Source organism: Streptomyces sp. NPDC057002 (genome assembly GCF_042673825.1).
In the GTDB taxonomy this organism is placed as follows: domain Bacteria; phylum Actinomycetota; class Actinomycetes; order Streptomycetales; family Streptomycetaceae; genus Streptomyces.
Genome location: NZ_JBHURZ010000001.1, coordinates 217077 through 243922 on the forward strand (window position 1 = coordinate 217077; position 26846 = coordinate 243922).

The 26846-nt window shown below is 71.5% G+C and carries 18 protein-coding genes, 1 pseudogene and 1 riboswitch; of the genes and pseudogenes, 11 read left to right on the forward strand and 8 right to left on the reverse strand.

Translation table 11 applies throughout. The features are described from left to right. Positions 1 to 22: 22 nt before the first annotated feature. Positions 23 to 4300: a HAMP domain-containing protein gene (locus ACFT32_RS01035; RefSeq protein ID WP_382484305.1), complete on the reverse strand. Its 4278-nt coding sequence runs from the start codon at positions 4298 to 4300 to the stop codon at positions 23 to 25. Positions 4301 to 4640: 340 nt separating this feature from the next. Here ACFT32_RS01035 and ACFT32_RS01040 point away from each other — a divergent pair, with 340 nt between their 5' ends. Further along, positions 4641 to 6611, forward strand: a complete 1971-nt coding sequence (locus ACFT32_RS01040; protein WP_382484307.1) for a potassium transporter Kup — start codon at positions 4641 to 4643, stop codon at positions 6609 to 6611. A 96-nt stretch (positions 6612 to 6707) separates the two neighbouring features. Here ACFT32_RS01040 and cobN read toward each other — a convergent pair whose 3' ends face one another. After that, positions 6708 to 10301 carry a cobaltochelatase subunit CobN gene (cobN, locus tag ACFT32_RS01045; RefSeq protein WP_382484309.1) on the reverse strand — a complete coding sequence of 1198 codons (3594 nt, stop codon included), beginning with the start codon at positions 10299 to 10301 and terminating at the stop codon, positions 6708 to 6710. A gap of 92 nt (positions 10302 to 10393) precedes the next feature. After that, positions 10394 to 10469: riboswitch (cobalamin riboswitch) on the reverse strand. Between the two features lie 100 nt (positions 10470 to 10569). Between cobN and cobG the strand changes: the two genes are divergently transcribed. From cobG to ACFT32_RS01060, 3 genes are read left to right on the forward strand one after another with little or no spacing between them, the layout of a single operon-like run. Next, positions 10570 to 11853 carry a precorrin-3B synthase gene (gene cobG / locus ACFT32_RS01050; protein WP_382486992.1) on the forward strand — a complete coding sequence of 428 codons (1284 nt, stop codon included), beginning with the start codon at positions 10570 to 10572 and terminating at the stop codon, positions 11851 to 11853. A 16-nt stretch (positions 11854 to 11869) separates the two neighbouring features. After that, a complete protein-coding gene (locus ACFT32_RS01055) occupies positions 11870 to 12541 on the forward strand; it encodes a precorrin-8X methylmutase (protein WP_382484311.1) in 672 nt (223 codons plus the stop codon). Further along, positions 12538 to 14028 (forward strand): precorrin-2 C(20)-methyltransferase, encoded by a 1491-nt coding sequence (locus ACFT32_RS01060; protein WP_382484312.1) that lies wholly within the window; start codon positions 12538 to 12540, stop codon positions 14026 to 14028. Before ACFT32_RS01055 ends, ACFT32_RS01060 begins: the two co-directional genes overlap by 4 nt. A gap of 22 nt (positions 14029 to 14050) precedes the next feature. Here the strand turns inward: ACFT32_RS01060 and ACFT32_RS01065 are convergent, their stop codons facing one another. Further along, positions 14051 to 15208, reverse strand: a complete 1158-nt coding sequence (locus tag ACFT32_RS01065; protein WP_382484314.1) for a HoxN/HupN/NixA family nickel/cobalt transporter — start codon at positions 15206 to 15208, stop codon at positions 14051 to 14053. A gap of 110 nt (positions 15209 to 15318) precedes the next feature. Beyond that, a complete protein-coding gene (locus ACFT32_RS01070) occupies positions 15319 to 16074 on the reverse strand; it encodes a cobalt-precorrin-6A reductase (protein ID WP_382484317.1) in 756 nt (251 codons plus the stop codon). A gap of 18 nt (positions 16075 to 16092) precedes the next feature. Here ACFT32_RS01070 and ACFT32_RS01075 point away from each other — a divergent pair, with 18 nt between their 5' ends. After that, positions 16093 to 17211, forward strand: a complete 1119-nt coding sequence (locus ACFT32_RS01075) for a cobalt-precorrin-5B (C(1))-methyltransferase (protein WP_382484320.1) — start codon at positions 16093 to 16095, stop codon at positions 17209 to 17211. Between the two features lie 34 nt (positions 17212 to 17245). Here ACFT32_RS01075 and cobM read toward each other — a convergent pair whose 3' ends face one another. The 4 genes and pseudogenes from cobM to ACFT32_RS01095 all read right to left on the reverse strand — a co-directional run. Further along, positions 17246 to 17995 carry a precorrin-4 C(11)-methyltransferase gene (cobM, locus tag ACFT32_RS01080; protein WP_382484323.1) on the reverse strand — a complete coding sequence of 250 codons (750 nt, stop codon included), beginning with the start codon at positions 17993 to 17995 and terminating at the stop codon, positions 17246 to 17248. Next, positions 17992 to 19263, reverse strand: coding sequence for a precorrin-6y C5,15-methyltransferase (decarboxylating) subunit CbiE (gene cbiE, locus ACFT32_RS01085; protein ID WP_382484326.1), 1272 nt, complete (start codon positions 19261 to 19263; stop codon positions 17992 to 17994). Before cbiE ends, cobM begins: the two co-directional genes overlap by 4 nt. A gap of 150 nt (positions 19264 to 19413) precedes the next feature. Further along, positions 19414 to 20457, reverse strand: coding sequence for an enoyl-CoA hydratase/isomerase family protein (locus ACFT32_RS01090; protein WP_382484329.1), 1044 nt, complete (start codon positions 20455 to 20457; stop codon positions 19414 to 19416). Beyond that, a pseudogene (locus ACFT32_RS01095) lies at positions 20454 to 20579 on the reverse strand (acyl-CoA dehydrogenase); the annotation flags it as partial. The pseudogene ACFT32_RS01095 and the gene ACFT32_RS01090, both read right to left, overlap by 4 nt. A 128-nt stretch (positions 20580 to 20707) precedes the next feature. On the opposite strand from ACFT32_RS01095, the gene ltnD reads away from it, so the two are divergent. From ltnD to denD, 6 genes are read left to right on the forward strand one after another with little or no spacing between them, the layout of a single operon-like run. After that, entirely contained in the window at positions 20708 to 21625 is a 918-nt protein-coding gene (gene ltnD, locus ACFT32_RS01100; RefSeq protein ID WP_382484332.1) for an L-threonate dehydrogenase, read from the forward strand. Position 21626: 1 nt separating this feature from the next. Continuing rightward, positions 21627 to 22907: a 3-oxo-tetronate kinase gene (otnK, locus tag ACFT32_RS01105; protein ID WP_382484334.1), complete on the forward strand. Its 1281-nt coding sequence runs from the start codon at positions 21627 to 21629 to the stop codon at positions 22905 to 22907. After that, positions 22904 to 23602, forward strand: a complete 699-nt coding sequence (locus ACFT32_RS01110; RefSeq protein WP_382484336.1) for an aldolase — start codon at positions 22904 to 22906, stop codon at positions 23600 to 23602. The genes otnK and ACFT32_RS01110 overlap by 4 nt, the downstream gene beginning before the upstream one ends. 49 nt (positions 23603 to 23651) lie before the next feature. Continuing rightward, the gene (locus tag ACFT32_RS01115) at positions 23652 to 24959 is read left to right on the forward strand and encodes an MFS transporter (RefSeq protein WP_382484338.1); all 1308 of its coding nucleotides are present in this window, start codon (positions 23652 to 23654) and stop codon (positions 24957 to 24959) included. 32 nt (positions 24960 to 24991) lie between these two features. Further along, a complete protein-coding gene (gene otnI / locus ACFT32_RS01120; RefSeq protein WP_382484340.1) occupies positions 24992 to 25795 on the forward strand; it encodes a 2-oxo-tetronate isomerase in 804 nt (267 codons plus the stop codon). Continuing rightward, positions 25792 to 26805, forward strand: a complete 1014-nt coding sequence (gene denD, locus ACFT32_RS01125; protein WP_382484342.1) for a D-erythronate dehydrogenase — start codon at positions 25792 to 25794, stop codon at positions 26803 to 26805. Before otnI ends, denD begins: the two co-directional genes overlap by 4 nt. Positions 26806 to 26846: the final 41 nt, after the last annotated feature.

A 26846-nucleotide genomic window follows, 5' to 3' on the forward strand; every position in this document is an offset into this window, starting at 1 on the left:
GTGATGTCGGTGGGTTTCGGCGTCACGACGACAGCCAGTGCCGCACGCAGGCGATGAGGTGGTTCGCGTCGACGGGCTTCGTCACGTAGTCGCTGGCGCCGGCCGCCAGGCTCTTCTCCCGGTCGCCCGGCATGGCCTTGGCGGTGACGGCGACGATCGGCAGGCCCCGGTACTCGGGCATCTTCCTGATCTCGGCGGTCGCGGCGTACCCGTCCATCTCCGGCATCATCACGTCCATCAGCACGAGCCGGATCTCGGGGTGCGCGGTGAGGATGTCGATGCTCTTGCGGCCGTTCTCCGCGTGCAGCACACGCAGGCCGTGCAGTTCGAGGATCCCGCTGAGGGCGAACAGGTTGCGGGCGTCGTCGTCGACGACGAGCACCGTGTGTCCCGCCAGGGTGACATCGACCTCCGGCGCCGTGCCCAGGCTCTCCTCCATCCGCACCAGCGGCACCACGTCCCCGGGCTGCTCGGCCGACAGGTGCAGGGTGATCCGTTCCTTCAGCTCGTCCAGGCTCGACAGCACCTCCAGGGGGCGGTTGTCCGCCCGGGCCTGCAGGGCGGCCTCCTGAGCCGCGTTCGGACGGTGGTTGTTGTGGACGAGGACCGGAACGGTGGCCAGCGCGGCGTCGCCGTCCACGGCCTCGAGCAGCCGCGGTCCCTCGCCGTCGGGCAGATCCATGCTGAGGACGACACAGTGGCACGGCCCTGCGGCCAGGGCGGAGGCCGCCTCCTGGGCGTCCATGGCGGTGACGATCTCCACGGCGTCGTGCTGGTCCCGTGCGGCACGGCTGTGGTCCAGGTCGGCGACGGCGCTCTCGGCGACCACGGAGAGCAGTCCGCGCACGCGCTCCTCGACGATCAGCAGCCGCCGTGTGTGCGGTACCGGGAGTGCGGGGGCCGTGCCCGGACGCTGCCCCTCGGCCGGCCCGTCGGCGCTGTCCTCGTCCTGCGTGCCGTCCAGCCGGGGTACGGCGGAGAGTTCCTCGAAGTCGGCGCGCGCCACCGGAAGATAGAGCGTGAAGGTGCTGCCCTGTCCCGGATTGCTGTCCACGGTCACCGCGCCGCCCAGCAGATGGGCGATCTCCCGGGTGATGGACAGGCCCAGACCGGTGCCCCCGTATTTGCGGCTCATGGTGCCGTCCGCCTGCTGGAAGGCGCCGAAGATGGTCTCCAGCTGCTGCTCGGGAATGCCGATGCCCGTGTCCTCGACGCGGAAGGCCACCACTGGCCCGCCACGGTGCACGTTCCCGGGTACGTCGTCGTCGGCCGCCGGCTCGATGTGCAGCTCGACGCCGCCTCGCTCGGTGAACTTCACCGCGTTGGACAGCAGATTGCGCAGCACCTGGCGCAACCGCGCGTCGTCGGTGACCAGGTCGGCGGGAGCGCCCGGAGCCCTGGTGAGGGCGAAGGTCAGGCCCTTCTGGGTGGTCATGGGCCGGAACGTGGCCTCGACGTAGTCCAGGAGGCGGCGCAGCGGCACGAGTTCGGGGGCGATGTCCATCTTCCCCGCCTCGACCTTCGACAGGTCGAGGATGTCGTTGATGAGCTGCAGCAGGTCGGAGCCGGCGGAGTGGATGATGCCCGCGTACTCCACCTGCTTCGGCGTCAGGTTCCGGGAGGGGTTCTGGGCCAGCAGCTGGGCGAGGATGAGCAGGCTGTTCAGCGGGGTGCGCAGTTCGTGGCTCATGTTGGCCAGGAACTCCGACTTGTACTTCGAGGCCAGCGACAGTTGCTTGGCCCGGTCCTCCAGCTCCTGGCGGGCCTGCTCGATCTGCAGGTTCTTCGCCTCGATGTCCCGGTTCTGCGTGGCCAGCAGGGTGGCCTTCTCCTCCAGCTCCGCGTTGGACCGCTGCAGCTCGCCCTGGCGGACCTGCAACTCGTCGGAGCGGACGCGCAGTTCCTCGGCCAGCCGCTGGGACTCGCCGAGCAGTTCGTCGGTGCGGGCGTTGGCGAGGATGGTGTTGACGTTGACGCCGATGGTCTCCCGCAGCTGCCCCAGGAAGTCCTGGTGGATCTGGGTGAAACGGGTGACCGAAGCCAGCTCGATGACGCCGAGCACCTGTTCCTCGACGGTGATGGGCAGCACCGTCAGCGAGGTCGGAGTCGTCCTGCCGAGCCCGGACGAGATGGTCACGTAGTCGGCCGGGAGCTCGTCCACGGTGATGGTGCGGCGGCTGCGTGCCGCCTGGCCGATCAGGGTGTGCCCGAGGGGAATGCGCTCGAGGCGGTCGCCGTCGGCCGGATAGCCGTAGGAGCCGATGAGCCGCAGCTCCACGCCCGTACCGGTCTCCTCGGCCAGGTAGAACGCCCCGTACTGCGCGGAGACCAGCGGTGTCAGCTCGTCCATGATGAGCTCGGCGACGACGTCCAGGTCACGGTGGCCCTGCATGAGGGAGGACACCCGGGCCAGGTTGGACTTCAGCCAGTCCTGTTCCTGGTTCGCCTGCGTCGTGTCCCGCAGGGACTCCACCATCGCGTTGATGTTGTCCTTGAGTTCGGCCACCTCGCCTGAGGCGTCCACCGTGATCGACCGGGTGAGGTCGCCCTCGGCGACGGCACTGGCCACCTCGGCGATCGCCCGCACCTGGCGGGTCAGGTTGCCGGCCAGCTCGTTCACGTTCTCGGTGAGCCGCTTCCAGGTGCCCGAGACGCCCTCGACCTCGGCCTGCCCGCCGAGCCTGCCCTCGCTGCCGACCTCCCGCGCCACGCGGGTGACCTCGGCGGCGAACGAAGAGAGCTGGTCGACCATCGTGTTGATCGTGGTCTTGAGTTCCAGGATCTCGCCGCGTGCGTCGACGTCGATCTTCTTGGACAGGTCGCCGTTGGCGACGGCCGTGGTCACCAGCGCGATGTTGCGGACCTGCCCGGTCAGGTTGTTCGCCATCGAGTTGACGTTGTCGGTGAGGTCCTTCCACGTCCCGGCGACGTTGGGGACCTGGGCCTGGCCGCCGAGGCGGCCCTCGGTGCCGACCTCCCGGGCCACGCGGGTCACCTCGTCGGCGAAGGCGGACAGGGTGTCGACCATGGTGTTGATCGTCCCCGCCAGTGCGGCGACCTCGCCCTTGGCCTCCACCGTGATCTTCTGGGACAGGTCGCCGCGGGCCACGGCCGTGGCCACCTGGGCGATGGAGCGGACCTGCCCGGTCAGGTTGGAGGCCATCACGTTGACATTGTCGGTGAGGTCCTTCCAGGTGCCCGACACCCCGCGCACGGTGGCCTGGCCGCCGAGGTTGCCCTCGGTGCCCACCTCACGGGAGACCCTGGTGACCTCGTCGGCGAAGGACGAGAGCTGGTCGACCATCGTGTTGATGGTCTCCTTCAGCTTCAGGATCTCGCCCCGCGCGTCCACACGGATCTTCTGCGACAGATCGCCCTGCGCCACGGCGGTGGTCACCTCGGCGATGGAGCGGACCTGGGCGGTGAGGTTGTCCGCCATGAAGTTCACCGAGTCGGTCAGGTCCCGCCAGGTACCCCGCACACCCTTGACGTCCGCCTGCCCGCCGAGCCGGCCCTCGGTACCCACCTCCCGCGCCACCCGCGTGACCTCGTCCGCGAACGCCGAAAGCTGATCGACCATCGTGTTGATGGTGTTCTTCAACTCCAGGATCTCGCCCCGGGCATCCACGGTGATCTTCTGGGACAGGTCACCCTTGGCGACCGCGGTGGCCACCTGGGCAATGGAACGCACCTGACCGGTCAGGTTCCCGGCCATGAAGTTCACCGAGTCGGTCAGGTCCCGCCAGGTACCCCGCACACCCTTGACGTCCGCCTGCCCGCCGAGCCGGCCCTCGGTACCCACCTCCCGCGCCACCCGCGTGACCTCGTCCGCGAACGCCGAAAGCTGATCGACCATCGTGTTGATGGTGTTCTTCAACTCCAGGATCTCGCCGCGCGCGTCGACGTCGATCTTCTGGGACAGGTCGCCCTTGGCGACGGCGGTGGCCACTTGGGCGATGTCACGCACCTGGGTGGTCAGGTTGCCGGCCATGGCGTTGACCGAGTCGGTCAGGTCGGCCCACGTTCCGGAAACCCCGGGTACCTGGGCCTGACCGCCCAGTGTGCCCTCGGTACCGACCTCGCGTGCCACACGGGTCACCTCGGAGGTGAACAGCGACAACTGGTCGACCATGCCGTTGAACACGGACGCGATCTCGCCGAGCAGGCCGCCGGCCTCCTCCGGCAGCCGGGTGCCGAAGTCGCCGTCGCGCACCGCCGTCAGCCCGGCCAGCAACCGCCGCAGCTCCGGCTCCCCCGGCACTACGCCCGGATCCTGGATCGCGGTCCCCGCCTTGTCCATGCTCTCCCTCTCCCCGAACGCCCCACGGCATTCGCTCCGACATTCAGACCTGCCGTCAACTGTCGGAATTCTCGCCCCCACCGGCTGCTACGAACGCTCTTATCGTATGGCCCGGTCGGCCCCCGGCTTGATTCCGGCAAGTATTGTCACGCGACAACGGCCGAAGGTCGACCGGCAATCCTCTCGGTAATCGACCGAGTTGCAATCACCCGTTCGCATGAGCAACGGAAAGAATCAAATATGGTGTCGACTCGGCGTCTTCGCCGATTCGATTGAGATCGGTATCGTCCGCCCCGACGCCCCGGGTCCAGCCTCAGCGGCCCGCACAAGGAGGAGCACCATGGCCGAGCGCCGGCAGGGACACGCGTCGGACGACGGGTCCGCGTCGCCGGCACCCGAGGCCCGTCGGACGAACGCACACGACACAGTGCGGCTCGCGGTGGTCATCGGTGCTCTCGGCGTGGTCTTCGGCGACATCGGGACCAGCCCGATCTACACCCTCCAGACGGTGTTCAACCCGAGCGACCCGCACCCGGTTCCGGTCAGCACGGACAATGTGTACGGGGTGGTGTCCCTGGTGTTCTGGTCGGTGATGATCATCGTCACGGTCACCTATGTGCTGCTGGCGATGCGCGCCGACAACGACGGCGAGGGCGGCATCATGGCGCTGATCACCCTGCTGCGACGGTGGAGTTCACAGCGTGGGCGCCGGGCCGCCGCGGCACTCGCCGCCCTGGGCATCTTCGGTGCGTCGCTGTTCTTCGGCGACAGCATGATCACACCGGCGATCTCGGTGCTGTCCGCGGTCGAGGGACTCAAGGTCGTCCAGCCGTCGCTGGAGGACGCGGTCGTGCCCATCACCGCGGTGATCATCGTGCTTCTGTTCCTGGTGCAGCGCAGGGGAACCGCGGCGGTGGGCCGGGTGTTCGGCCCGGTCATGATCGCCTGGTTCGTGGCCATCGGCGCGTGCGGTGTCGTCGGCATCGCCGACCACCCGGACATCCTCAGGGCGCTGTCACCGACGTACGCGCTGGGCTTCCTGTTCGGCCACTGGGGCACCGCCTTCTTCGCCCTGGCCGCGATCGTCCTCGCGGTCACCGGCGCCGAGGCGCTCTACGCCGACATGGGGCACTTCGGCCGCCGGGCGATCACCCGGGGCTGGCTGTTCCTCGTCCTGCCCGCCTGTGTTCTGAGCTACCTGGGCCAGGGCGCGCTGATCCTCGACGATCCGGACAACATCAGGAGCCCGTTCTTCCTGCTGGTGCCCGGCTGGGGACGCTGGCCGATGGTCCTGCTCGCCACGGCGGCGACCGTGATCGCCTCCCAGGCGGTGATCACCGGGGCGTACTCGGTCGCCTCCCAGGCGGCCCAACTGGGCTATCTGCCGAGGCTGCGCATCGCACACACCTCCGAATCCACCATCGGCCAGATCTACGTCCCGTGGATCAACTGGCTTCTGATGGTCTCGGTCCTCACCCTGGTCTTCGCCTTCCGCGCCTCCGAGGCGCTGGCCTACGCGTTCGGCATGGCGGTCACGGGCACCATCACCATCACCACCCTGCTGTTCTTCTATGTCGCCCGTGCCAAGTGGGGTACACCCCGGTGGCTGCTCGCCACCGGCGCGGGTGTGCTCCTCTTCGTGGACCTGCTGTTCGTGGCGGCCAACATGACCAAGCTCGTCCACGGCGCGTGGCTGCCGCTGCTGATCGGCCTCACCGCGTTCACCGTCATGACGACCTGGCAACGCGGCCGGGCCCTCGTCACGGCGGAGCGGGCGCGCGAGGAAGGCCCGCTGCCCGAGTTCGTCGAACGCCTCCGCGCGGGGGACGAGCCGACGGTCCGGACGCCGGGCACGGCCGTCTTCCTGAACCGGGGGAAGGAGACCGCGCCCCTGGCGATGGTGGCCAACGTCGAGCACAACCATGTGCGGCACGACCATGTCGTGATCCTGTCCATCAGGACCGAGCCCGTGCCCCGAGTCCAGCCCGACCAGCGGATCGCCGTCGACGACCTCGGGTACGCCGACGACGGGATCATCCACGTCACGGCCCGGTTCGGCTACATGGAGACACCGGACGTGCCCGGCACCCTGGCCCTGCTCGACCCGGCCGACACCGAAGGGCCGCTGGAGCTCGACCAGGCGTCCTACTTCCTGTCGAAGATCGAGCTCCGGCGCGGGAAGGCCTCGACGATGGCGCCCTGGCGCAAGCGGCTGTTCATCGCCACCTCCTACATCACGGCCGACGCCGCCGAATACTTCGGCCTGCCCCGCGAGCGCACGGTCATCATGGGCTCGCAGATCGAGGTGTAGGGCGCCTGCCGCTACAAGGCCGCCTCCGCCACCCGTCGGGTGCGGGACGTCGTCCCGCACCCGATACGCGACCGGCGCAAGCCGGAGCAGGGGCGGTCAGTCGTCGCCCTCGAGGTTCCCTTCCGTCTCCAGGTACACCTGGCGCAGCCCCTCCAGCACCGCCGGGTCGGGCTTCTCCCACATCCCGCGCGACTCGGCCTCCAGCAGCCGCTCGGCGATGCCGTGCAGGGCCCAGGGGTTGGCCTGCTGGAGGAACTCGCGGTTGGTCTCGTCCAGGACGTAGGTCTCGGTGAGCTTGTCGTACATCCAGTCGGCGATCACGCCGGTGGTGGCGTCGTAGCCGAACAGGTAGTCCACCGTGGCGGCGAGTTCGAAGGCGCCCTTGTAGCCGTGGCGGCGCATCGCCTCGATCCACTTGGGGTTGACCACGCGGGCGCGGAAGACGCGCGAGGTCTCCTCCACGAGGGTGCGGGTGCGGACCGTCTCGGGGCGGGTGGAGTCGCCGATGTACGCCTCGGGCGCCGTGCCGCGCAGGGCACGGACCGTGGCGACCATGCCGCCGTGGTACTGGAAGTAGTCGTCGGAGTCGGCGATGTCGTGCTCGCGCGTGTCCGTGTTCTTCGCGGCGACCTCGATGCGCTTGTAGGCCGTCTCCATCTCCTCGCGGGCCGGGCGGCCGTCGAGTTCACGGCCGTAGGCGTAGCCGCCCCAGACCGTGTAGACCTCGGCCAGATCGGCGTCGGTGCGCCAGTCGCGGGAGTCGATGAGCTGGAGCAGACCGGCGCCGTAGGTGCCGGGGCGGGAGCCGAAGATGCGGGTGGTGGCGCGGCGTTCGTCGCCGTGCTCGGCCAAGTCGGCCTCGACGTGGGCCCGTACGTGGTTCATCGAGGCCGGCTCGTCCAGCGACGCCGCCAGGCGTACGGCGTCGTCCAGCAGTCCGATCGTGTGCGGGAAGGCGTCCCGGAAGAAGCCCGAGATCCGCAGGGTGACGTCGATGCGGGGGCGGCCCAGCTCCTCGGCGGGGACGGGCTCCAGCCCGGTCACACGGCGGGAGGCGTCGTCCCAGACCGGGCGGATGCCGAGCAGGGCGAGGGCCTCGGCCACGTCGTCGCCGGCCGTGCGCATGGCGCTCGTGCCCCACAGAGACAGGCCGACGGACGTGGGCCATTCGCCGTTGTCGGTGCGGTAGCGCTCGAGCAGGGAGTCCGCGAGTGCCTGGCCGGTCTCCCAGGCGAGGCGGGAGGGGACTGCCTTGGGGTCGACCGAGTAGAAGTTGCGGCCGGTCGGCAGGACGTTGACCAGTCCGCGCAGCGGGGAGCCCGAGGGGCCCGCCGGGACGAAGCCGCCGGCCAGCGCGTGGACCATGTGGTCGATCTCGGCGGTGGTTCCGGCGAGGCGGGGCACGACCTCGCGGGCCGCGAACTTCAGGATCGCGGCGACCTGTTCGCCGTGCTCGGTGGGGACGGCGGCCGGTTCCCAGCCCGCGTCCTCCATCGCCTGGACCAGCGCGCGGGCCTTCTCCTCCGCGGCGTCGGCGGTCGTCCGGGTGGCGGCGGACTCGTCGAGGCCGAGCGCCTCGCGCAGGCCGGGCAGGGCCGTGGTGCCGCCCCAGATCTGGCGGGCGCGGAGCACGGCGAGGACCAGGTTGACGTGGTCGTCACCGGTGGGCGGGTTGCCGAGGACGTGCAGACCGTCGCGGATCTGGGCGTCCTTGACCTCACAGAGCCAGCCGTCGACGTGGAGCAGGAAGTCGTCGAAGCCGTCGTCGTCGGGGCGGTCGTCCATGCCGAGGTCGTGGTCGAGCTTGGCGGCCTGGATGAGGGTCCAGATCTGGGCACGGATCGCCGGGAGCTTGGCGGGGTCCATGGAGGAGATCTGGGCGTACTCGTCGAGGAGTTGCTCCAGGCGCGCGATGTCGCCGTAGGAGTCGGCGCGGGCCATGGGCGGCACGAGGTGGTCGACGAGGGTGGCGTGGACGCGGCGCTTGGCCTGGGTGCCCTCGCCGGGGTCGTTGACCAGGAACGGGTAGATCAGCGGAAGGTCGCCGAGGGCGGCGTCGGGGCCGCAGGCGGCGGACAGACCGGCGTTCTTGCCGGGCAGCCACTCCAGGTTGCCGTGCTTGCCGAGGTGGATCATCGCGTCGGCGCCGAAACCGCCGTCCTCGGCCCGGGCGGCGATCCAGCGGTAGGCGGCCAGGTAGTGGTGGGACGGCGGGAGGTCCGGGTCGTGGTAGATGGCGATGGGGTTCTCGCCGAAGCCGCGCGGGGGCTGGATGATGATCAGCAGATTGCCGAAGCGGAGGGCCGCGAGGACGATGTCGCCCTCCGGGTTGCGGCTGCGGTCGACGAACATCTCGCCCGGCGCCGGACCCCAGTGCTCCTCCACCGACGTGCGCAGCTCCTCGGGGAGCGTGGCGTACCAGCGGCGGTAGTCGGCCGCCGGGATGCGCACCGGGTTGCGGGCCAGCTGCTCCTCGGTGAGCCACTCCTGGTCGTGGCCGCCCGCCTCGATCAGCGCGCGGATCAGCTCGTCGCCGTCGCCGGAAGCCAGGCCCGGCACCTCGGCGTCCGTGCCGAAGTCGTAGCCCTCCTCGCGCAGGCGCCGCAGCAGGGCCACCGCGCTGGCGGGGGTGTCGAGGCCGACCGCGTTGCCGATGCGGGAGTGCTTGGTCGGGTAGGCGGAGAGGACCAGCGCGAGGCGCTTGTCGGCGGGCCGGATGTGGCGGAGCCGGGCGTGGCGTACGGCGATTCCGGCGACGCGGGCCGCGCGCTCGGGGTCGGCGATGTAGGCCGGGAGGCCGTCCTCGTCGATCTCCTTGAAGGAGAACGGGACGGTGATGAGGCGGCCGTCGAACTCGGGGACGGCGATCTGGCTGGCCGCGTCGAGCGGGGAGACGCCCTCGTCGTTCTCCTCCCAGGCGGCACGGGAACCCGTGAGGCACAGGGCCTGGAGGATCGGGACGTCCAGCTCGGTGAGCGCACCGGCGTCCCAGGACTCGTCGTCACCGCCGGCCGATGCCTGGGCGGGCTTGGTGCCGCCCGCGGCGAGGACCGTGGTGATGATCACGTCGGCGGAACGGAGTTCCTCGATCAGCTCGGGCTCGGGGGCGCGCAGGGAAGCGACGTACAGGGGCAGGGCCCGGCCGCCCCCGTCCTCGATCGCGTCGCACAGGGCGGCGACGAAAGCGGTGTTGCCGCTCATGTGGTGGGCCCGGTAGTAGAGCACGGCGACGGTCGGACCGTCGGCACCGTCGCGGGGCGTGCGCTCCAGCGGTCCCCAGGTGGGTGCCGCCGCCGGTGCCTCGAAGCCGTGGCCGGTCAGCAGGACCGTGTCGGAGAGGAAGCGGGCGAGCTGCTCCAGGTTGGCCGGGCCGCCGTGGGCGAGGTAGGCGTGTGCCTCGGCGGCGATGCCGACGGGGACGGTGGAGGCTTCCATCAGCTGGGCGTCCGGAGCCTGTTCGCCGGTGAGGACGACCACCGGGCGGCCGTCGGCCAGCAGCAGGTCGAGGCCGTCCTGCCAGGCCCGGATGCCGCCGAGGAGGCGTACGACGACCATGTCGGCCCCGTCGAGGAGGCCGGGAAGGTCGTCGAGGGCGAGACGGGAGGGGTTCGCGAAACGGTAGGACACCGGGCCGGCGGCCGCGCGGGCGCTCAGCAGGTCAGTGTCGGACGTCGACAGGAGCAGGATCATGCGGCGTCGGGCCTTCCTCGGGGTGTCCGCGCCCCGGGTGGTGTCGAAATGGGGTCTCCCCTGCTCGGGCGAAGCCGAGAGCCTGGGGAAGGGAGTTCCTGACTCGCCCGGCCGCATGGGCCGGACTCACAGTGGCGGGACCGCGCCGGACTCGCACCGGGCTTCCTCCCCTGTCGCCGTCGTGGCGATGGCGGACCGGATGATCCGCCGCGATCATAGTAAGTGCCAGGGGAAGAGGGCACGGCATACACCAGGTGTGACGGTAGGTATGCTCGCCGCCATGTCCACGGCTGCCCAGCGCTCATCGACCCAGGCCACAGCGGTCCCACGCGACCGCGGTGACGCCTGTCCGGGGACGCTGCGGCTGCACGCGGCGGACGACGGAGCGCTCGCTCGCGTCCGGATTCCCGGTGGTGTGCTGACCGTTGCGCAGGCGCGGACGCTCGTCGACGTGGCCGAACGGCTGGGCGACGGAGACCTGCATCTGACCTCGCGCGGCAACGCGCAACTGCGCGGTCTGCCCGAGGGATGCGCCGGGGAGCTGGCCGAGTTGCTGGACGCGGCCGGGCTGCTGCCCTCGCGTGGGCACGAGCGGGTGCGCAACATCGTGGCCTCGCCGCTGTCCGGTCTCGACGGGCGGGGCGTGCTGGACGTACGCCCCTGGTTGACGGCCCTGGACGCGGCGTTGTGCGCGAGCGAGGCGGCGCGGGCCCTGTCGGGGCGCTTCCTGTTCGCGCTCGACGACGGACGCGGGGACGTGGCCGGACTCGGTGCCGATGTGACGGTACGGGCGACGGCGGACGGCGGCGCGGAACTCGCGCTCGGAGCGGCCGGGGAAGCGCTGCACGTCGGTACCGAGGAAGCGGCCCGGGCCGCGTTGACGGCCGCGGAGGCCTTCCTGGAGGCGGCGCGGACGAGCGGGGACCGCGTCTGGCGCGTGGACGAACTGTCCCTCTCCGGCGACGAGTTGCTCGCCGCGGTCGCTGAGCGGCTGCGGGCCGAGGGTGTCCGGCACGAGCGGCGGAGCCGGGAGACCGGCCGCACGGCCGGTCCGCCCCCGGGAACCCTCGGTACCGGCCTCTCCGTGCACGTTCCCCTGGGACGGCTCTCGGCACGCCAGTGGCGGGAACTGACGTACGTCGCCGCCGGTGAGCTGCGTCTCACCCCCTGGCGCGGTGTGGTTCTTCCCACACACGGAACGGACCCGGACGAATCCCTCGCCCGCCTCACCGCCACCGGCCTGGTCACCGGCCCCGGCTCTCCCTGGCTGCGCGTCGGTGCCTGTATCGGCAGGCCCGGCTGCGCCAAGTCGCGGGCGGACGTACGGACCGACGCGGCCGAGGCCCTCGACGCGATCGAGCCGGGCGGCCTCCCCCTGTACTGGTCCGGGTGCGAACGCCGCTGCGGACACCCCCGGGGCGACCACGTCGACGTGGTCGCCGCTCCGGAGGGCGGCTACCTGCTCTCCACCGCCGTGAGCGGTCAGGAACCCCGGACCGCCTCCGTGGACGACCCCGCCCGACTCCCCGCCGCCCTGGCGGCGATCACCTGATGCCCCCTACGACGACATGACCCTTACGACGACCGAAGGCAGCGAGAAGAACACCGTGACCACGTACGACTACGAGAAGGACGGCCCGGCCATCTACCGCCAGTCCTTCGCCACCATCCGCGCGGAGGCGGACCTCACGGCCCTGCCCGCCGACGTCAGCCAGGTCGCGGTCCGGATGATCCACGCCTGCGGGATGGTCGACCTCGTACGGGACCTGGCCTACTCCCCGGCCGTCGTGGCCCGCGCCCGTGAGGCCCTGCGCGCCGGCGCGCCCATCTTCACCGACGTGCAGATGGTGGCCAGCGGCGTGACGCGCAAGCGGCTGCCCGCGGACAACGACGTGCTGTGCACGCTCTCCGACCCGTCCGTGCCGGAGCTGGCGGCGAAGCTGGGCACCACGCGCAGCGCCGCCGCGATGGAGCTGTGGCGGGACCGGCTGGGCGGCTCGGTGGTCGCCGTCGGCAACGCGCCCACCGCCCTGTTCCGGCTGCTGGAGATGATCGACGAGGGGGCGCCCCGGCCGGCCGCGGTCATCGGTGTCCCGGTCGGTTTCGTCGGGGCCGCCGAGTCCAAGGACGCTCTGGCCGCGCATCCGTCGGGACTGGAGCACTTGGTGGTGCGCGGCCGTCGCGGGGGCAGTGCCATCGCGGCCGCCGCGCTCAACGCGATCGCGAGTGAGGAAGAGTGAGCGGCAAGCTGTACGGGGTGGGGCTCGGCCCCGGTGACCCGTCCCTGATGACCGTACGGGCCGTGGAGGCCATCGCCGAGGCGGACGTGATCGCGTACCACAGTGCGCGGCACGGTCGTTCGATCGCCCGCTCGATCGCGGCGAAGCACATCCGCCCCGCCCACATCGAGGAGCGGCTGGTCTACCCGGTCACGACCGAGACCACCGACCACCCCGGCGGCTACAAGGGCGCGATGGAGGAGTTCTACGCCGAGGCGTCGGCCCGGCTCGCCGCGCACCTGGACGCGGGACGGACGGTCGCGGTCCTCGCCGAGGGCGATCCGCTCTTCTACGGCTCCTACATGCACATGCACAAGCGGCTGGTCGACCGCTACGACACCGAGGTCATCCCCGGCGTCACGTCCGTGTCCGCCGCCGCCGCCCGGCTGGGCACCCCGCTCGCGGAGGGCGAGGAGGTGCTGACCATCCTGCCGGGCACGCTGCCCGAGGAGGAGCTGACCGCACGGCTCGCCGCGACGGACGTCGCCGTGGTGATGAAGCTGGGGCGGACCTTCACCAAGGTGCGCGGCGCGCTGGAGAGTTCGGGGCGGCTCGGCGAGGCCCGCTATGTCGAGCGGGCCACCATGGCCGGGGAGCGGCTCGCCGAACTGGCGGACGTGGACCCGGAGTCGGTGCCGTACTTCTCGGTGGCCGTGCTGCCCAGCCAGGTCGACGCCGAGCGGCCCGAGGCCCGGGAGCGGGGCGAGGTCGTGGTGGTCGGGACCGGCCCGGCCGGTCCGCTGTGGCTGACGCCCGAGACCCGGGGCGCGCTGGCCGCCGCCGACGACCTGGTCGGCTACACGACCTACCTCGACCGGGTGCCGCGGCGCCCCGGGCAGGTCCGGCACGGATCGGACAACCGGGTCGAGTCGGAGCGTGCCGAGTTCGCCCTCGATCTGGCCCGGCGCGGGCGGCGGGTCGCGGTCGTCTCGGGCGGCGACCCGGGCGTCTTCGCCATGGCGACGGCCGTTCTGGAGGTCGCCTCGCAGAAGGAGTACGCGGACGTCGCGGTCCGGGTGCTGCCGGGTGTGACGGCCGCCAACGCGGCGGCGGCCCGCGCGGGCGCCCCGCTCGGGCACGACTACGCCGTCCTCTCGCTGTCCGACCGGCTCAAGCCGTGGGAGGTCATCGCCGAGCGGCTGGGCGCGGCCGCCTCGGCGGACTTGGTGCTGGCGCTGTACAACCCCGGTTCCCGCAGCCGTACCTGGCAGGTGGGCAAGGCCCGTGAGCTGCTGCTGGAGCACCGGGCACCGGACACCCCGGTGGTGGTGGCACGGGACGTGGGCGGGCCCGGTGAGCGGGTCCGTATCGTGCGGCTGGCCGACCTGGACCCGGCCGAGGTCGACATGCGCACGATCCTGCTGGTCGGCTCCTCGCAGACGCAGGCGGTACGGCGCGGGAACGGCGAGGAGATCGTCTGGACCCCTCGGCGGTATCCGGAGGAGTGAGCGTGGGCGGCGGCGCAGCGGGTCAGCCCTCCTCGGCCGGAACAGCGGCCGAGGCAGGGGCCGGGATGGAGCCCGAGGCGGGGGCCGGGGTGGTCTGCGCCAGGCCCGCCGTCCACTTCTCCTCGATGCGGGCGACCTTCCACACCACCAGGGCCACGGCCCAGGTGGCGAAGAACAGCCCGACGATGACGTAGCCGATGACGTTCAGGTCCAGGCCGGACACCCAGTCCCAGAACGGGCCGTGCAGATCCGCCTTCTCCGCGATCAGGCCGAGCAGTTCGACCGTGCCGATGAGGAGGGCGACGGCGACCGACAGGCCGGTGACGGTGAGGTTGTAGTAGACCTTGCGGACCGGCTTGGAGAACGCCCAGCCGTAGGCGAAGTTCATGAACGAGCCGTCGATGGTGTCGAGCAGCGACATGCCGGCGGCGAAGAGGACGGGCAGGCAGAGGATCGCGTACCAGGGCAGCCCGGAGGCCGCGCCGGAGCCGGCGAGCACCAGCAGGGCGATCTCGGTCGCCGTGTCGAATCCCAGGCCGAAGAGCAGGCCCAGGGGGTACATCTGCCACGGCTCGGTGATCGACTTCATCAGCCGGCCGAGGACGCGGTTCATGAAGCCCCGGTTGTCGAGCTGCTCCTCCAGTGCCGCCTCGTCGAAGTGGCCCGAGCGCATCTGCCGGAAGACCTTCCAGATTCCCGCCATGATCACCAGGTTGATGATCGCGATGACGTACAGGAACGTCCCGGATACGGTGGTGCCGATCCAGCCGGCGAGTCCGTGCAGGGTGGAGTCGTCGTTCGCGACCGGTCCGGCCAGTGCCTTCACGCCGAGGGAGAGCAGGAAGGCGAGCACGAAGACGATCGAGGAGTGCCCGAGCGAGAACCAGAAGCCGACCGACAGCGGGCGTTGGCCCTCGCTCATCAGCTTGCGGGTCGTGTTGTCGATGGCGGCGATGTGATCGGCGTCGAAGGCGTGCCGCATGCCCAGGGTGTAGGCCGTGACGCCGATCCCGATGCCGAAGGTCCGCTCGCCCAGGCTGTAGTGCTCCGGGGCGACGATCACCACGAGCGTGAACCAGCCGATGACGTGCAGCGCGAGGATGAACGCGGCCATTCCGCCGAGGCTCGTCCACTCCTTGCGGGTCATCGTGGTGCGGGCGGGTGCGTGAGCGGTGGTCATGGAGGCGTGGGCCTTACGTGTCGGCGATCGACTGTTCTCAGTCGCGCCCTCCAGATTTCTGCGAACTCATTGCAGGTACAAGCCCAGGGCGGCAAAGCCCTCGTCAGGTTTCAGCCAGCAGCCGGGAAAGCGCGCCGGCTTTTGATCCACCGGACCGCTTCTTCCGGCTCCCCCACCACCTCCACCTCTTCGGGAACCGGCGGCCGGCGGACCACGACCACCGGCAGCCCGGCCTCCCGCGCGGCCGTGAGCTTCGGTGCCGTGGCGGCTCCCCCGCTGTCCTTCGTCACGACGACGTCGACGCGATGGCGACGCAGCAGTTCGCGCTCGCCGTCGAGGGTGAAGGGGCCACGGTCGAGCAGCACCTCCATGCGGGGCGGGTGGGGGGCCTCGGGCGCGTCGACGGAACGGACGAGGAACCACAGGTCGTCCAGGGCGGCGAAGGCGGCCAGACCCATGCGTCCGGTGGTGAGGAACACCCGGCGGCCGAGCGCGGGCAACAGCGTCGCGGCCTCCTCCAGGGAGCCGGCCTCGCGCCAGTCGTCACCGGCTACCGGGACCCAGCCGGGGCGCCGCACCGCGAGCAGGGGAACATGGGCGGTGGCGGCGGCACGTGCCGCGTGGAAACTGATCGTCCCGGCGAAAGGGTGGGTGGCGTCGATGAGTGCGTCCACCCGGTGCTCGGCGAGCCACGCGGTCAGCCCCTCCGTGCCGCCGAAGCCGCCGATCCGGACCTCGCCCGGGGGCAGCCGGGGGCCGGCCACCCGCCCGGCGAGGGAGCTGGTCACGGTCAGGCCGGGTGTGTCGTGGAGCAGTTCGGCAAGACGGCGGGCTTCCGTGGTGCCGCCGAGTATCAGTACGCGCATGGGAGTCCAGGTCCGTTCATGAGCAGCGAAGTGAAGGGTGGCCGCAGGGCCCAGCTGGAGCACACCGGCCTGCGGCACGGGTGGACCACCGGCGCCTGTGCGACGGCGGCCACGACGGCCGCGTACACGGCGCTGCTGACCGGGGAGTACCCCGACCCGGTGACGATCACCCTGCCCAAGGGGCAGACCCCGTCGTTCGCGCTGGCGGCCGAGGAGCTGGGCGACGGATACGCGATGGCGGGCGTCGTGAAAGACGCGGGCGACGACCCGGATGTCACGCACGGCGCGCTGGTCCGGGCCACGGTACGGCGGCTGCCCGCCGGGGCCGGCGTGGTCTTCAGGGCGGGGCCCGGGGTCGGGACGATCACCCGCCCCGGCCTGCCGCTGCCCGTCGGCGAGCCTGCCGTGAACCCCGTCCCCCGCCGGATGATGCGCGAGCACGTGGCCGAGGTCGCCGCCCGGCACGGTGGCAGCGGCGACGTCGAGATCACCGTCTCCGTCGACCACGGCGAGGAGATCGCCCGCTCCACCTGGAACCCGCGGCTGGGCATCCTGGGCGGCCTGTCCATCCTCGGCACCACCGGGATCGTGGTGCCGTACTCCTGCTCGGCGTGGATCGACTCCATCCGCCGGGGTGTGGACGTGGCACGGGCCGCGGGCCGTACGCATGTGGCCGGGTGCACCGGTTCGACGTCGGAGAAGACGGTCGTCGCCGAGTACGGGCTGCCCGAGGACGCCCTGCTCGACATGGGCGACTTCGCGGGTGCCGTGCTGAAGTACATCCGCCGCCACCCCGTGGACCGTCTGACGATCTGCGGTGGCTTCGCCAAGCTGTCCAAGTTGGCCGCCGGCCATCTCGACCTGCACTCCGGGCGTTCCCAGGTCGACAAGGCCTTCCTCGCCGAACTGGCCCGGCAGGGCGGCGCGGACGAGGCACTGCGGGCCGAGGTGGCCGAGGCCAACACCGGTCTTGCCGCCCTGCAGTCGTGCATGGCCGCCGGTGTGCCGCTCGGTGACCTGGTCGCCAGGACCGCTCGGGACGAGGCGCTGGCCGTGCTGCGCGGTGCGCCGGTGGCGGTCGACGTGATCTGCGTCGACCGGGCGGGCACGGTGGTGGGGCGCAGCTCGGTGGCCTGAGGGCCCTTGCGCCGCCGGTGCGTTGCCGAGCCGCTCAGCACACGTGACGCTCCCGCTCCGCCGAGTAGAGGTGGCTGTCCCGGAACTCCCGCGCCGCCAACGTCCGCCCGACCATGATCACGGCCGTGCGCAGCACCCCGGCCTCCTTCGTCTTCCCGGCGATCTCGTCGAGGGTGCCGCGGATGATCACCTCGTCCGGGCGGGAGGCGTAGGCGACGACGGCTGCCGGGCAGTCGGCGCCGTAGTGCGGGAGGAGTTCGTCGACCACGCGGTCCACGTAGCCGGCGGCCAGGTGCAGCACGATCAGCGCGCCGCTGCGGCCGAGGGTGGCCAGGTCCTCCCCGTCGGGCATGGCGGTGGCACGCTGGGCGACACGGGTGAGGATCACGGTCTGGCCGACGGTCGGCACGGTCAGCTCCCGTTTCAGGGCCGCCGCCGCGGCGGCGAAGGCCGGGACGCCCGGGACCACCTCGTAGGGCACCCCGGCGGCGTCCAGCCGTCGCATCTGCTCGGCGACCGCGCTGAACACGGACGGGTCCCCGGAGTGCAGCCGCGCGACGTCGTGCCCCTCCTCGTGGGCGCGGACCAGTTCGGCGGTGATCTCGTCCAGGGTGAGCTGCGCGGTGTCCACCAGCCGCGCGTCCGGCGGGCATTCGGCCAGCAGCTCGCGCGGGACCAGGCTGCCCGCGTAGAGGCAGACCCGGCAGGCCCCGAGGGTACGGGCGCCGCGCACGGTGATCAGATCGGCGGCACCGGGTCCGGCGCCGATGAAGTACACGGTCATCTGTTGGCTCCCGAAGGGGTGTCGAGGGTCTTCTGTGCGGCCCACTGGGTCACCGGCATCGCCTGGCGCCACCCGGTGAAGCCGCCCACGGGCACGGCGTGCGCCACCGCGAGCCGCACCAGCTCGCCACCGTGACGGCGGTGGGCGCCGGCGAGGAGCGCCTCCGACTCCAGGGTCACGGTGTTGGCGACCAGCCGTCCACCGGCCGGCAGGGCCTCCCAGCAGGCGTCGAGGAGGCCGGCTGCGGTGAGGCCGCCGCCGACGAACACGGCGTCGGGCGGGGGCAGTTCGGCCAGGGCGGCGGGCGCGGTGCCCGTGACGACCCGCAGGCCGGGCACGCCGAGGCGGTCGGCGTTGCGGGTGATGCGCGCGGCGCGTACCGGGTCCCGCTCGACGGTGATCGCGCGGCACGAGGGGTGGGTGCGCATCCACTCGATGGCGATCGAGCCCGAGCCGCCGCCGATGTCCCACAGCAGTTCCCCCGGGGCGGGGGCGAGGGTGCTGAGCGTGACGGCGCGGACGTGCCGTTTGGTGAGTTGCCCGTCGTGCTCGTACGCCTCGTCCGGGAGGCCGGGCGCCGCGCCGAGGCGCGGGGTGTCCGGGGCGCGGTGGCAGGTGACGGCGACGATGTTGAGGGGGTCGCCGGGTGGCCGAGCGTCCGGCCAGTCGTCCGCGGTGGACTCGGCGGTCGTGCGCTCCCGCGCGCCGCCGAGTTGCTCCAGGACCCGCATACGGCTCGCTCCGAATCCCCGGTCCCGCAGCAGGGCGGCGACCTCGCCGGGCGTGCCGGCGCCCGCGCTGAGGACGAGGATCCGCCGGCCGTCGTGCAGGGCGGCGGCGAGACGGGCGGCGGGCCGGCCGACGAGCGTGACGACCTCGACGTCCTCCAGCGGCCAGCCGAGGCGGGCGGCGGCGTAGGAGACGGAGGAGGGGTGGGGCAGGACGCGCAGGGCGCCCGCTTCCCCCACTTCCTCCGCGAGGGCGCGTCCGATGCCGTAGAACATGGGGTCCCCGCTGGCCAGTACGGCGATCCGGAGGCCGGCGTGTGCCGCGAGCAGGCCGGGGACCGCGGGGCGCAGGGGCGAGGGCCAGGCGATCCGCTCCCCGGCGCAGCGCGCGGGCAGCAGGTCCAGCTGACGCGGGCCGCCGATCAGGACCTCGGCCTCGCTCAGCGCGGCACGAGAGGCGTCGGGCAGGCCCTCCCAGCCGTCGGCCCCGATCCCGACGACGGTCACGGCGGCGGTCGGTGCGGGACGTGCGGGGTTCACTGCGCGGTACCTCGGGATTCGGGGGCAGCTGTCGTGGGGCGACAGAGGGGCACTCTACTGGGCGCCCACCAGCACACCTTTGCTCGGGTACGCGTTTCTCAGGCCCTTATCGCACGCCACTTGCAACAGCCTGCGGCCCGTGTCCGGCCTTCACCCGGATCCGGCGAGGCCGAGTTCGCGCTCGCCGAGGGGTGCGAAGAAGCGCTCCACGTCGGCGTCGCCGACCTCGCCGAGAGTCGCCGGTGACCAGCGGGGGTCGCGGTCCTTGTCGATGACCTGGGCGCGGATCCCCTCGACCAGGTCGGGCGTGCTCAGGGCCGCGCAGGAGACCCGGTACTCCTGTTCCAGCACCCGCTCCAGCGGGCCGAGCCGACGGGCGCGGCGCAGGGCGGTCAGGGTGACCTTGAGCGAGGTGGGCGACTTGGCCAGCAGGGTCTCGGCGGTCTCCTTGGCCGCCGGGTCGCCGTGGGCGAGCAGCCGCTCGACGATCTCCTCGACCGTGCCGGCGGCGAAGCAGGAGTCGATCCACTCCCGCCGCCCGGCCAGTTCCCCTTCCGGGGCCGGCTCCACATGCCGGTCCAGGGCGTCCCGTACGGGCGTGTCGGCGAGGTCGTCGACGAAGCGCCCCAGCGCCTCGGACGGTACGTAGTGGTCGGCGAGGCCGCACAGCAGTGCGTCGCCGGCGCCGATCTGAGCGCCCGTCAGCGCGAGATGGGTGCCGAGTTCGCCCGGGGCGAGGCCGAGCCGGTAGGTGCCGCCGACGTCGGGGACGAAGCCGATGCCGGTCTCGGGCATGGCGATCCTCGACCGCTCGGTGACGATCCGGACGCTGCCGTGCGCGGAGACGCCGACGCCGCCGCCCATGACGATGCCGTCCATGACGGCCACGTAGGGCTTGGGGTAGTGGGCGATGCGGGCGTTGAGGTGGTACTCGTCGCGCCAGAACGCGGCCGAGGCGGTGCCGTCCCCGTCGCGGGCGTCGTCGTGGATGCCGCGGATGTCGCCGCCCGCGCACAGGCCGCGCTCCCCCGCACCGGTGATGACGACGGTCTCGACGGCCGGGTCCCGCTCCCAGTCGGTCAGGGCCTCGTCGATGCGGCGCACCATGGCGTGGGTGAGGGCGTTGAGAGCCTTGGGCCGGTTGAGGACGATGTGGGCGGCCCGGCCCTTCGTACGGAACTGGACGTCGGTCATCCGAGTACCTCCGTCAGGCCTCGGGCCACGATGACGCGCATGATCTCGTTGGTTCCTTCCAGAAGCTGGTGGACTCGCACGTCGATCTTCTCCATGCCCTGCGCGCTGAGGTGAGGCGCCCCCTGCGAAGGGGGTGCGTGACGGACATCACACCGCGCATTTCGTCGTCCTCAGGTCATCATATGACCTGATCTCACGGAGGCCGTTGATGCGACCGGCCTCCGGACGGCACAGCAAGGCGAGGATGGGCATGAGCGACCAGAACAAGCCCGAACGACCGCGCGTGGGCGTGGTGGGTCTAGGAGCCATGGGCCTCGGGATGGCCCGGAGCCTGCGGGCGGCGGGGTACGACGTCGGCGTTCACGATCTGCGTCCGGAGACGGCCGCGGACTTCGCCCGCGACGGCGGGACGGCGTTCGGGACCTGTGGCGAGCTGGCGGCCGCGGTGGACGTCCTGGTCGGAGTGGTGGTGAACGCCGCGCAGGTCGAGACCGTGCTGTTCAGTGCCGGGGGCGCGGCCGGCCGGCTCCGCCCGGGCTCCGTCTTCGTCATGTGCTCCACGGTCGATCCGGGCTGGTCCGCCGCGCTCGAGGGCCGCCTGGCCGAGAAGGGCGTGCTGTACCTGGACGCCCCCATCTCCGGCGGCGCCGCCCGCGCGGCGGCCGGCGAACTCACCATGATGACCTCGGGCTCCACCGAGGCGTACGCCCTCGCCGACCCGGTGCTCGAGGCCATGAGCAGCACCGTCTACCGCCTGGGCGAGCACGCCGGGCTCGGCTCGAAGGTCAAGGTCGTCAACCAGCTGCTCGCGGGCGTGCACATCGCCGCCGCGGCCGAGGCGATGGCACTCGGCATCAAGGCGGGTGTTCCCGCCGAGGCGCTCTACGAGGTCATCACGCACAGCGCCGGCAACTCCTGGATGTTCGAGAACCGCATGGCCCATGTGCTCGACGGTGACTACACACCCCTCTCGGCCGTCGACATCTTCGTCAAGGACCTCGGGCTCGTACTGGACGCCGCCCGGCCGGAACGGTTCCCGCTCCCCCTCGCCGCCACCGCCCACCAGATGTTCCTCCAGGCGTCGGCGTCCGGACTGGGGGCCGAGGACGACAGCGCGGTCATCAAGATCTTCCCGGGCGTCGACCTGCCGAAGCCGGTGGAGGCCTGACATGGGAATCCGTCTCGGATGCATCGCCGACGACTTCACCGGCGCCACGGACCTCGCCAACAACCTGGTGCGCGCCGGCATGCGCGTGGTTCAGCTGATCGACACACCACCGGCCGGCGTCGAGGAGGCGGTGGACGCGGACGCCGTGGTCATCGCCCTCAAGTCGCGGACCGTCCCGGCGGCCGACGCCGTCGAGGCGTCGCTGCGGGCACTGGCCTGGTTGCGGTCCATGGGCGCCGAGCAGATCTACTTCAAGTACTGCTCCACCTTCGACTCGACTCCGGCCGGCAACATCGGGCCGGTGACCGAGGCCCTGATGGACGCCCTGGGCACCGGCTTCACGGTCGCGACGCCGGCGTTCCCCGACAACGGGCGCACGATCTTCAAGGGGCATCTCTTCGTCGGCGACGTGCTGCTCAGCGACAGCGGCATGCGCCACCACCCGCTCACCCCGATGACCGACTCCAATCTGGTCTCCGTCCTCGGCGCGCAGACCGGGCGGGAGGTCGGCCTCGTCGACCACACGGTCGTCGCCGACGGCGTCGAGGCGATCCGGGCCCGCGTCGACGCCCTGCGCACGGACGGTGTCGGGATCGCCATCGTCGACGCCGTCTCGAACGACGACCTGGTGCGCCTGGGCGCGGCGGTCCAGGGGTTCCCGCTGGTGACCGCGGGCTCGGGGCTGGCGATCGGCCTGCCCGCGAACTGGGGGTTCAAGCCGTCCCGCGCCGCCGCGGAACTGCCGCCTCCCGCCGGTCACCGGGCCGTCGTCTCGGGCTCGGTCTCCACGGCCACCAATGGTCAGGTTCTCGAGTACCTGCGCACCGGCCGGCCCGCCTTCAGCGTGGACCCGCTGCGCGTGGCCGCCGGCGAGGACGTGGTCGGGCAGGCTCTGGCCTTCGCCGAGTCGCACCTGGACGACGGCCCTGTGCTCGTCTACTCCACCGAGTCCGCCGACACGGTCCGTACCGTCCAGGGCCGGCTCGGCGCCGCCGAGGCCGGTGAACTCGTGGAGCGGACGCTGGCCCGTATCGCACAGGGGCTCGTGGAACGCGGCGTGCGCCGGCTGGTCGTCGCGGGAGGTGAGACCTCCGGGGCGGTCGTCCAGGCGCTCGGTGTCACCGGACTCCGGATCGGGCCGCAGATCGACCCCGGTGTGCCATGGTGCGCGGCGGCTCTTCCGGGCGGAGACACGCTCCACATCACGCTCAAGTCGGGCAACTTCGGCGGGCCCGACTTCTTCACCCGCTCCTTCGCGCTCCTGGACGAGGAGGCCGTATGAACCCGCAGCCGAGCACCACGGCCGAGACCGCACACGACGAGGCGGTCGACCAGGCCCGCGGCGAGATCGTCCGCGTGGGTACCAGCCTGTTCGCCCGGGGCTACGTCCACGCCAGCGCGGGCAACATCAGCGCCAAGGTCGGCGACCACCATCTGATCACGCCCACCGATGCCGCCCTGGGGTTCCTCGAACCCGGCCGCCTGGCGCTGGTCGACGCCCGGGGCGAGCAGATGGCGGGCGACCGTGCCAGCAAGACCCTGACGCTCCACCGGCGCATCTGTGCCGCCGACCCCACGGCCCGGTTCGTCGTCCACACCCACTCCACGCACCTGGTCGCGCTCACGCTGGCCGGTGTGTGGAGCGCCGAGGACGTGCTTCCGCCCATCACGCCGTACTACGTGATGAAGGTCGGGCATGTCCCGCTCATCCCCTACCACCGGCCCGGCGACCCCCGCGTGGCCGACCTGGTGACCGCCCTCATCGCCGATCGCGCAGCGAGCCGAACGCCCATCAGGGCGGTGCTGCTGGACCGGCTGGGCCCCGTGGTCTGGGGCCCCGACGCGGCCACCGCTCTCGCCGTCCTCGAAGAACTCGAGGAGACGGCACGTCTCTGGCTCCTGACCGACCGTCGCCCCGAGCCGCTCCCCGATCACGCGCTCGATGAACTGAGGTCCACGTTCAACGCCGCGTGGTGACCCGCCTCTCCTCTGCCGGAGAATTCCCCTGAGCCGCTCAAGGATCGCCATGTCCATGCCCATATCGGCGTCCACAGTCCCCGACGCCGCCCGTGAGAACGCCGTCTTCCGCAAGGTCGTACGGCGTATCGTCCCCTTCCTCGTCCTCTGTTACGTCGTCTCCTACCTCGACCGGGTCAACGTCGGCTTCGCGAAGCTCCAGATGTCCGACGACCTCGGGTTCAGCGAGGCGGCGTACGGCCTCGGCGCCGGTCTGTTCTTCATCGGCTACTTCCTCTTCGAGGTGCCGTCGAACCTGATGCTGCAGCGCGTCGGCGCCCGTACCTGGATCGCCCGGATCATGATCAGCTGGGGTCTCGTCTCGGCGTCGTTCGTGTTCGTCAGCAACGAGACGATGTTCTACGTCCTCCGGTTTCTCCTCGGCGCCGCGGAGGCCGGGTTCTACCCGGGGGTGATCCTGTACTGCACGTACTGGTTCCCGTCGCAGCGTCGTGCCCGGGTGATCGCGATGTTCATGTCCGCCATCCCGGTGGCCGGCATCTTCGGCAACCCGCTCTCCGGCTGGATCATGGACCGGTTCCAGGGGGTGAAGGGCTGGCAGGGCTGGCAGTGGATGTTCCTGCTGGAGGCGATACCCGCCGTCCTGATCGGCGTGGCCACCCTGTTCTACCTCGACAACAGCGTGCGCGCCGCGAAGTGGCTCACCGACGAGGAGAAGGACATCGTCGAGCGGGCGATCGCCGAGGACGCCGCACACCAGACCGTGCACGGCCGGGTCTGGGACGCCTTCCGCGAGCCGAGGGTGTGGCTGATGTGCCTCATCTACTTCTGCTTCGTGATGGGTCAGTACGCCCTGACGTTCTGGATGCCGACGTTCATCGAGTCCACCGGCATCGAGGGGAACCTCGCGATCGGGGTGCTCAGCGCCGTGCCGTTCCTGGCCGCACTCGTCACCATGAACGTGCTGGGACGTTCGGCGGACAAGCACCGCGAGCGCCGCTGGCACCTGGTCGTCCCGAGCCTCATGGGCGCCGTCGGCTTCTCGCTGGCGGCCGGCTGGGCCGGGTCCACCGTGCTGTCCCTGGCCGCGCTGTCCTTCGCCGCGGCGGGGGTGCTGACCTGCGCGCCGCTGTTCTGGTCGCTCCCCACCGCGTTCCTCGGGGGCACCGCAGCCGCGGTCGGCCTCGCCGCGATCAACTCGGTGGGCAACCTCGCCGGCTTCGTCAGCCCGTACATGATCGGCGCGCTGAAGGACGCCACCGGCTCGACATCGCTGCCGATGTACGTCCTGGCACTCAGCCTCGTCGTGGGCGCCGCCGCGGTGCTCACCACCGACAAGAAGACCGTCAACCGCTGACCGGCCCCTCCGGTCCCCTCACAGGAGCCAGCATGCCGAGGTTCGCAGCGAACCTGTCCATGATGTATCCCGAGTACGACTTCCTCGACCGCTTCGCCGCGGCCTCGGCGGACGGCTTCACCGCCGTCGAATACCTCTTCCCCTACGCCTACGACAGCACGGAGTTGCGGCGCAGGCTCGACGACCACGGCCTCGGGCAGGTGCTGTTCAACGCGCCTCCCGGGGCGTGGGAGTCCGGAGAACGCGGGATCGCGGCACTGCCCGGCCGCGAGTCGGAGGTCCGCTCCGGTATCGCCCGGGCTCTCGAGTACGCCGCCGCACTCGACTGCCCCCGGCTGCACGTGATGGCCGGTCTCGTACCGCCGGACCTGACTCCGAAGGAGCTGGCCGAGCACCGCGCCACCTACCTGGCCAACCTGGGGTGGGCGGCGGAGCGAGCCGCCGAGTCGGAGGTCGACATCCTGATCGAGCCGATCAACGGCCGCGACATGCCGGGCTACTTCCTGTCGAGGCAGGCGGAGGCCCACGCGGTGGTACGGGAGGTGGGCGCCCCGAATCTCAAGGTGCAACTCGACCTGTACCACTGCCAGATCGTCGAAGGCGATCTCACGACGACGCTGCGGCGCGACCTGCCGACCGGCCGGGTCGGTCATCTGCAGATCGCCGGCGTGCCGGACCGCCATGAGCCGGACAGCGGTGAGCTCGACGTCCGGCATCTGTTCGGCGTCGTCGACGACCTGGGCTTCGACGGGTGGATCGGCTGCGAGTACATCCCCCGGGCCGGCACGAGCGAGGGCCTCGGCTGGCGACACGACTACCGAGGAGACAGCGCATGAGGATCGTCATCACGGGCGGCTTCGGCTTTCTGGGACGCGAGATCGCCGACACCCTGCTGAGGACCCGGACATTCGGTGGTTCGCCGATCGATCAACTGGTGCTCACCGACCGCTTCGTCCCGCCCGGGGCGCCGCAGGCGGCCGATCCCCTGGTGGAGATCGTGCGGGGTGACCTGGTCGAGTGTCTCGACGAGGTGTTCGCTGAGCCGGTGGACGTGCTGATCCACCTCGCCGCGGCCGTCTCCGCCGAGTGCGAGGCCGACTTCGACCTCGGGATGAGCGCCAACCTGGACACCACCCGCGCCCTCCTCGAAGCGGCCCGGGCCCAGTCGGCCTCCGGCGGGCCGACACCGCGACTGGTGTTCTCCAGCAGCGTCGCCGTCTACGGTTCCGACCCGGCACTGCCGCTCCCGCCTGTGGTCAGCGAGTCGACGCTGCCCACTCCCCGGTCGAGCTACGGGATCCAGAAGCTCGTGTGCGAGCAGCTGGTCGCGGACTGCACACGCCGGGGCTTCATCGACGGGCGCGTCGCCCGGCTGATGACCGTGTCCGTACGTCCCGGCAAGCCGAACGCCGCCGCCTCCGGCTTCCTGTCGGGCATCGTCCGCGAGCCACTCGCCGGCCTCCCCGCGATCTGCCCCGTACGCCCCGAGCTGCGGGTGGCCCTGGCGTCACCACGGCGCACGGTCGAGGGGATCCTCCGCATCGCGGAAGCCGAGCGCGGCAGCGGGAGGGGCCGGCTCGACGGCGGACTGCCCGTCAACCTCCCCGCACTCACGGTCTCGGTCGCCGAGATGCTGGCCACGCTGCGACGCGTGGCGGGCGACGCCGCGGCCGATCTGGTGACCATCGCGCCCGACCCCGACGTGGAGGCCGTCGTGGGATCGTGGCCCTCCGTCTTCGACAACACACGCGCCGCCGCGCTCGGGCTGGAGCCCGACCCGAGCTTCGAATCGGTGGTGCGGGACTACCTCGCCGACCACCCCGACGCGGTCCTGGTCAAGGCATAGCGGGAAGCGGAACGACGAGACCCGGACCTATAGACTGAAAA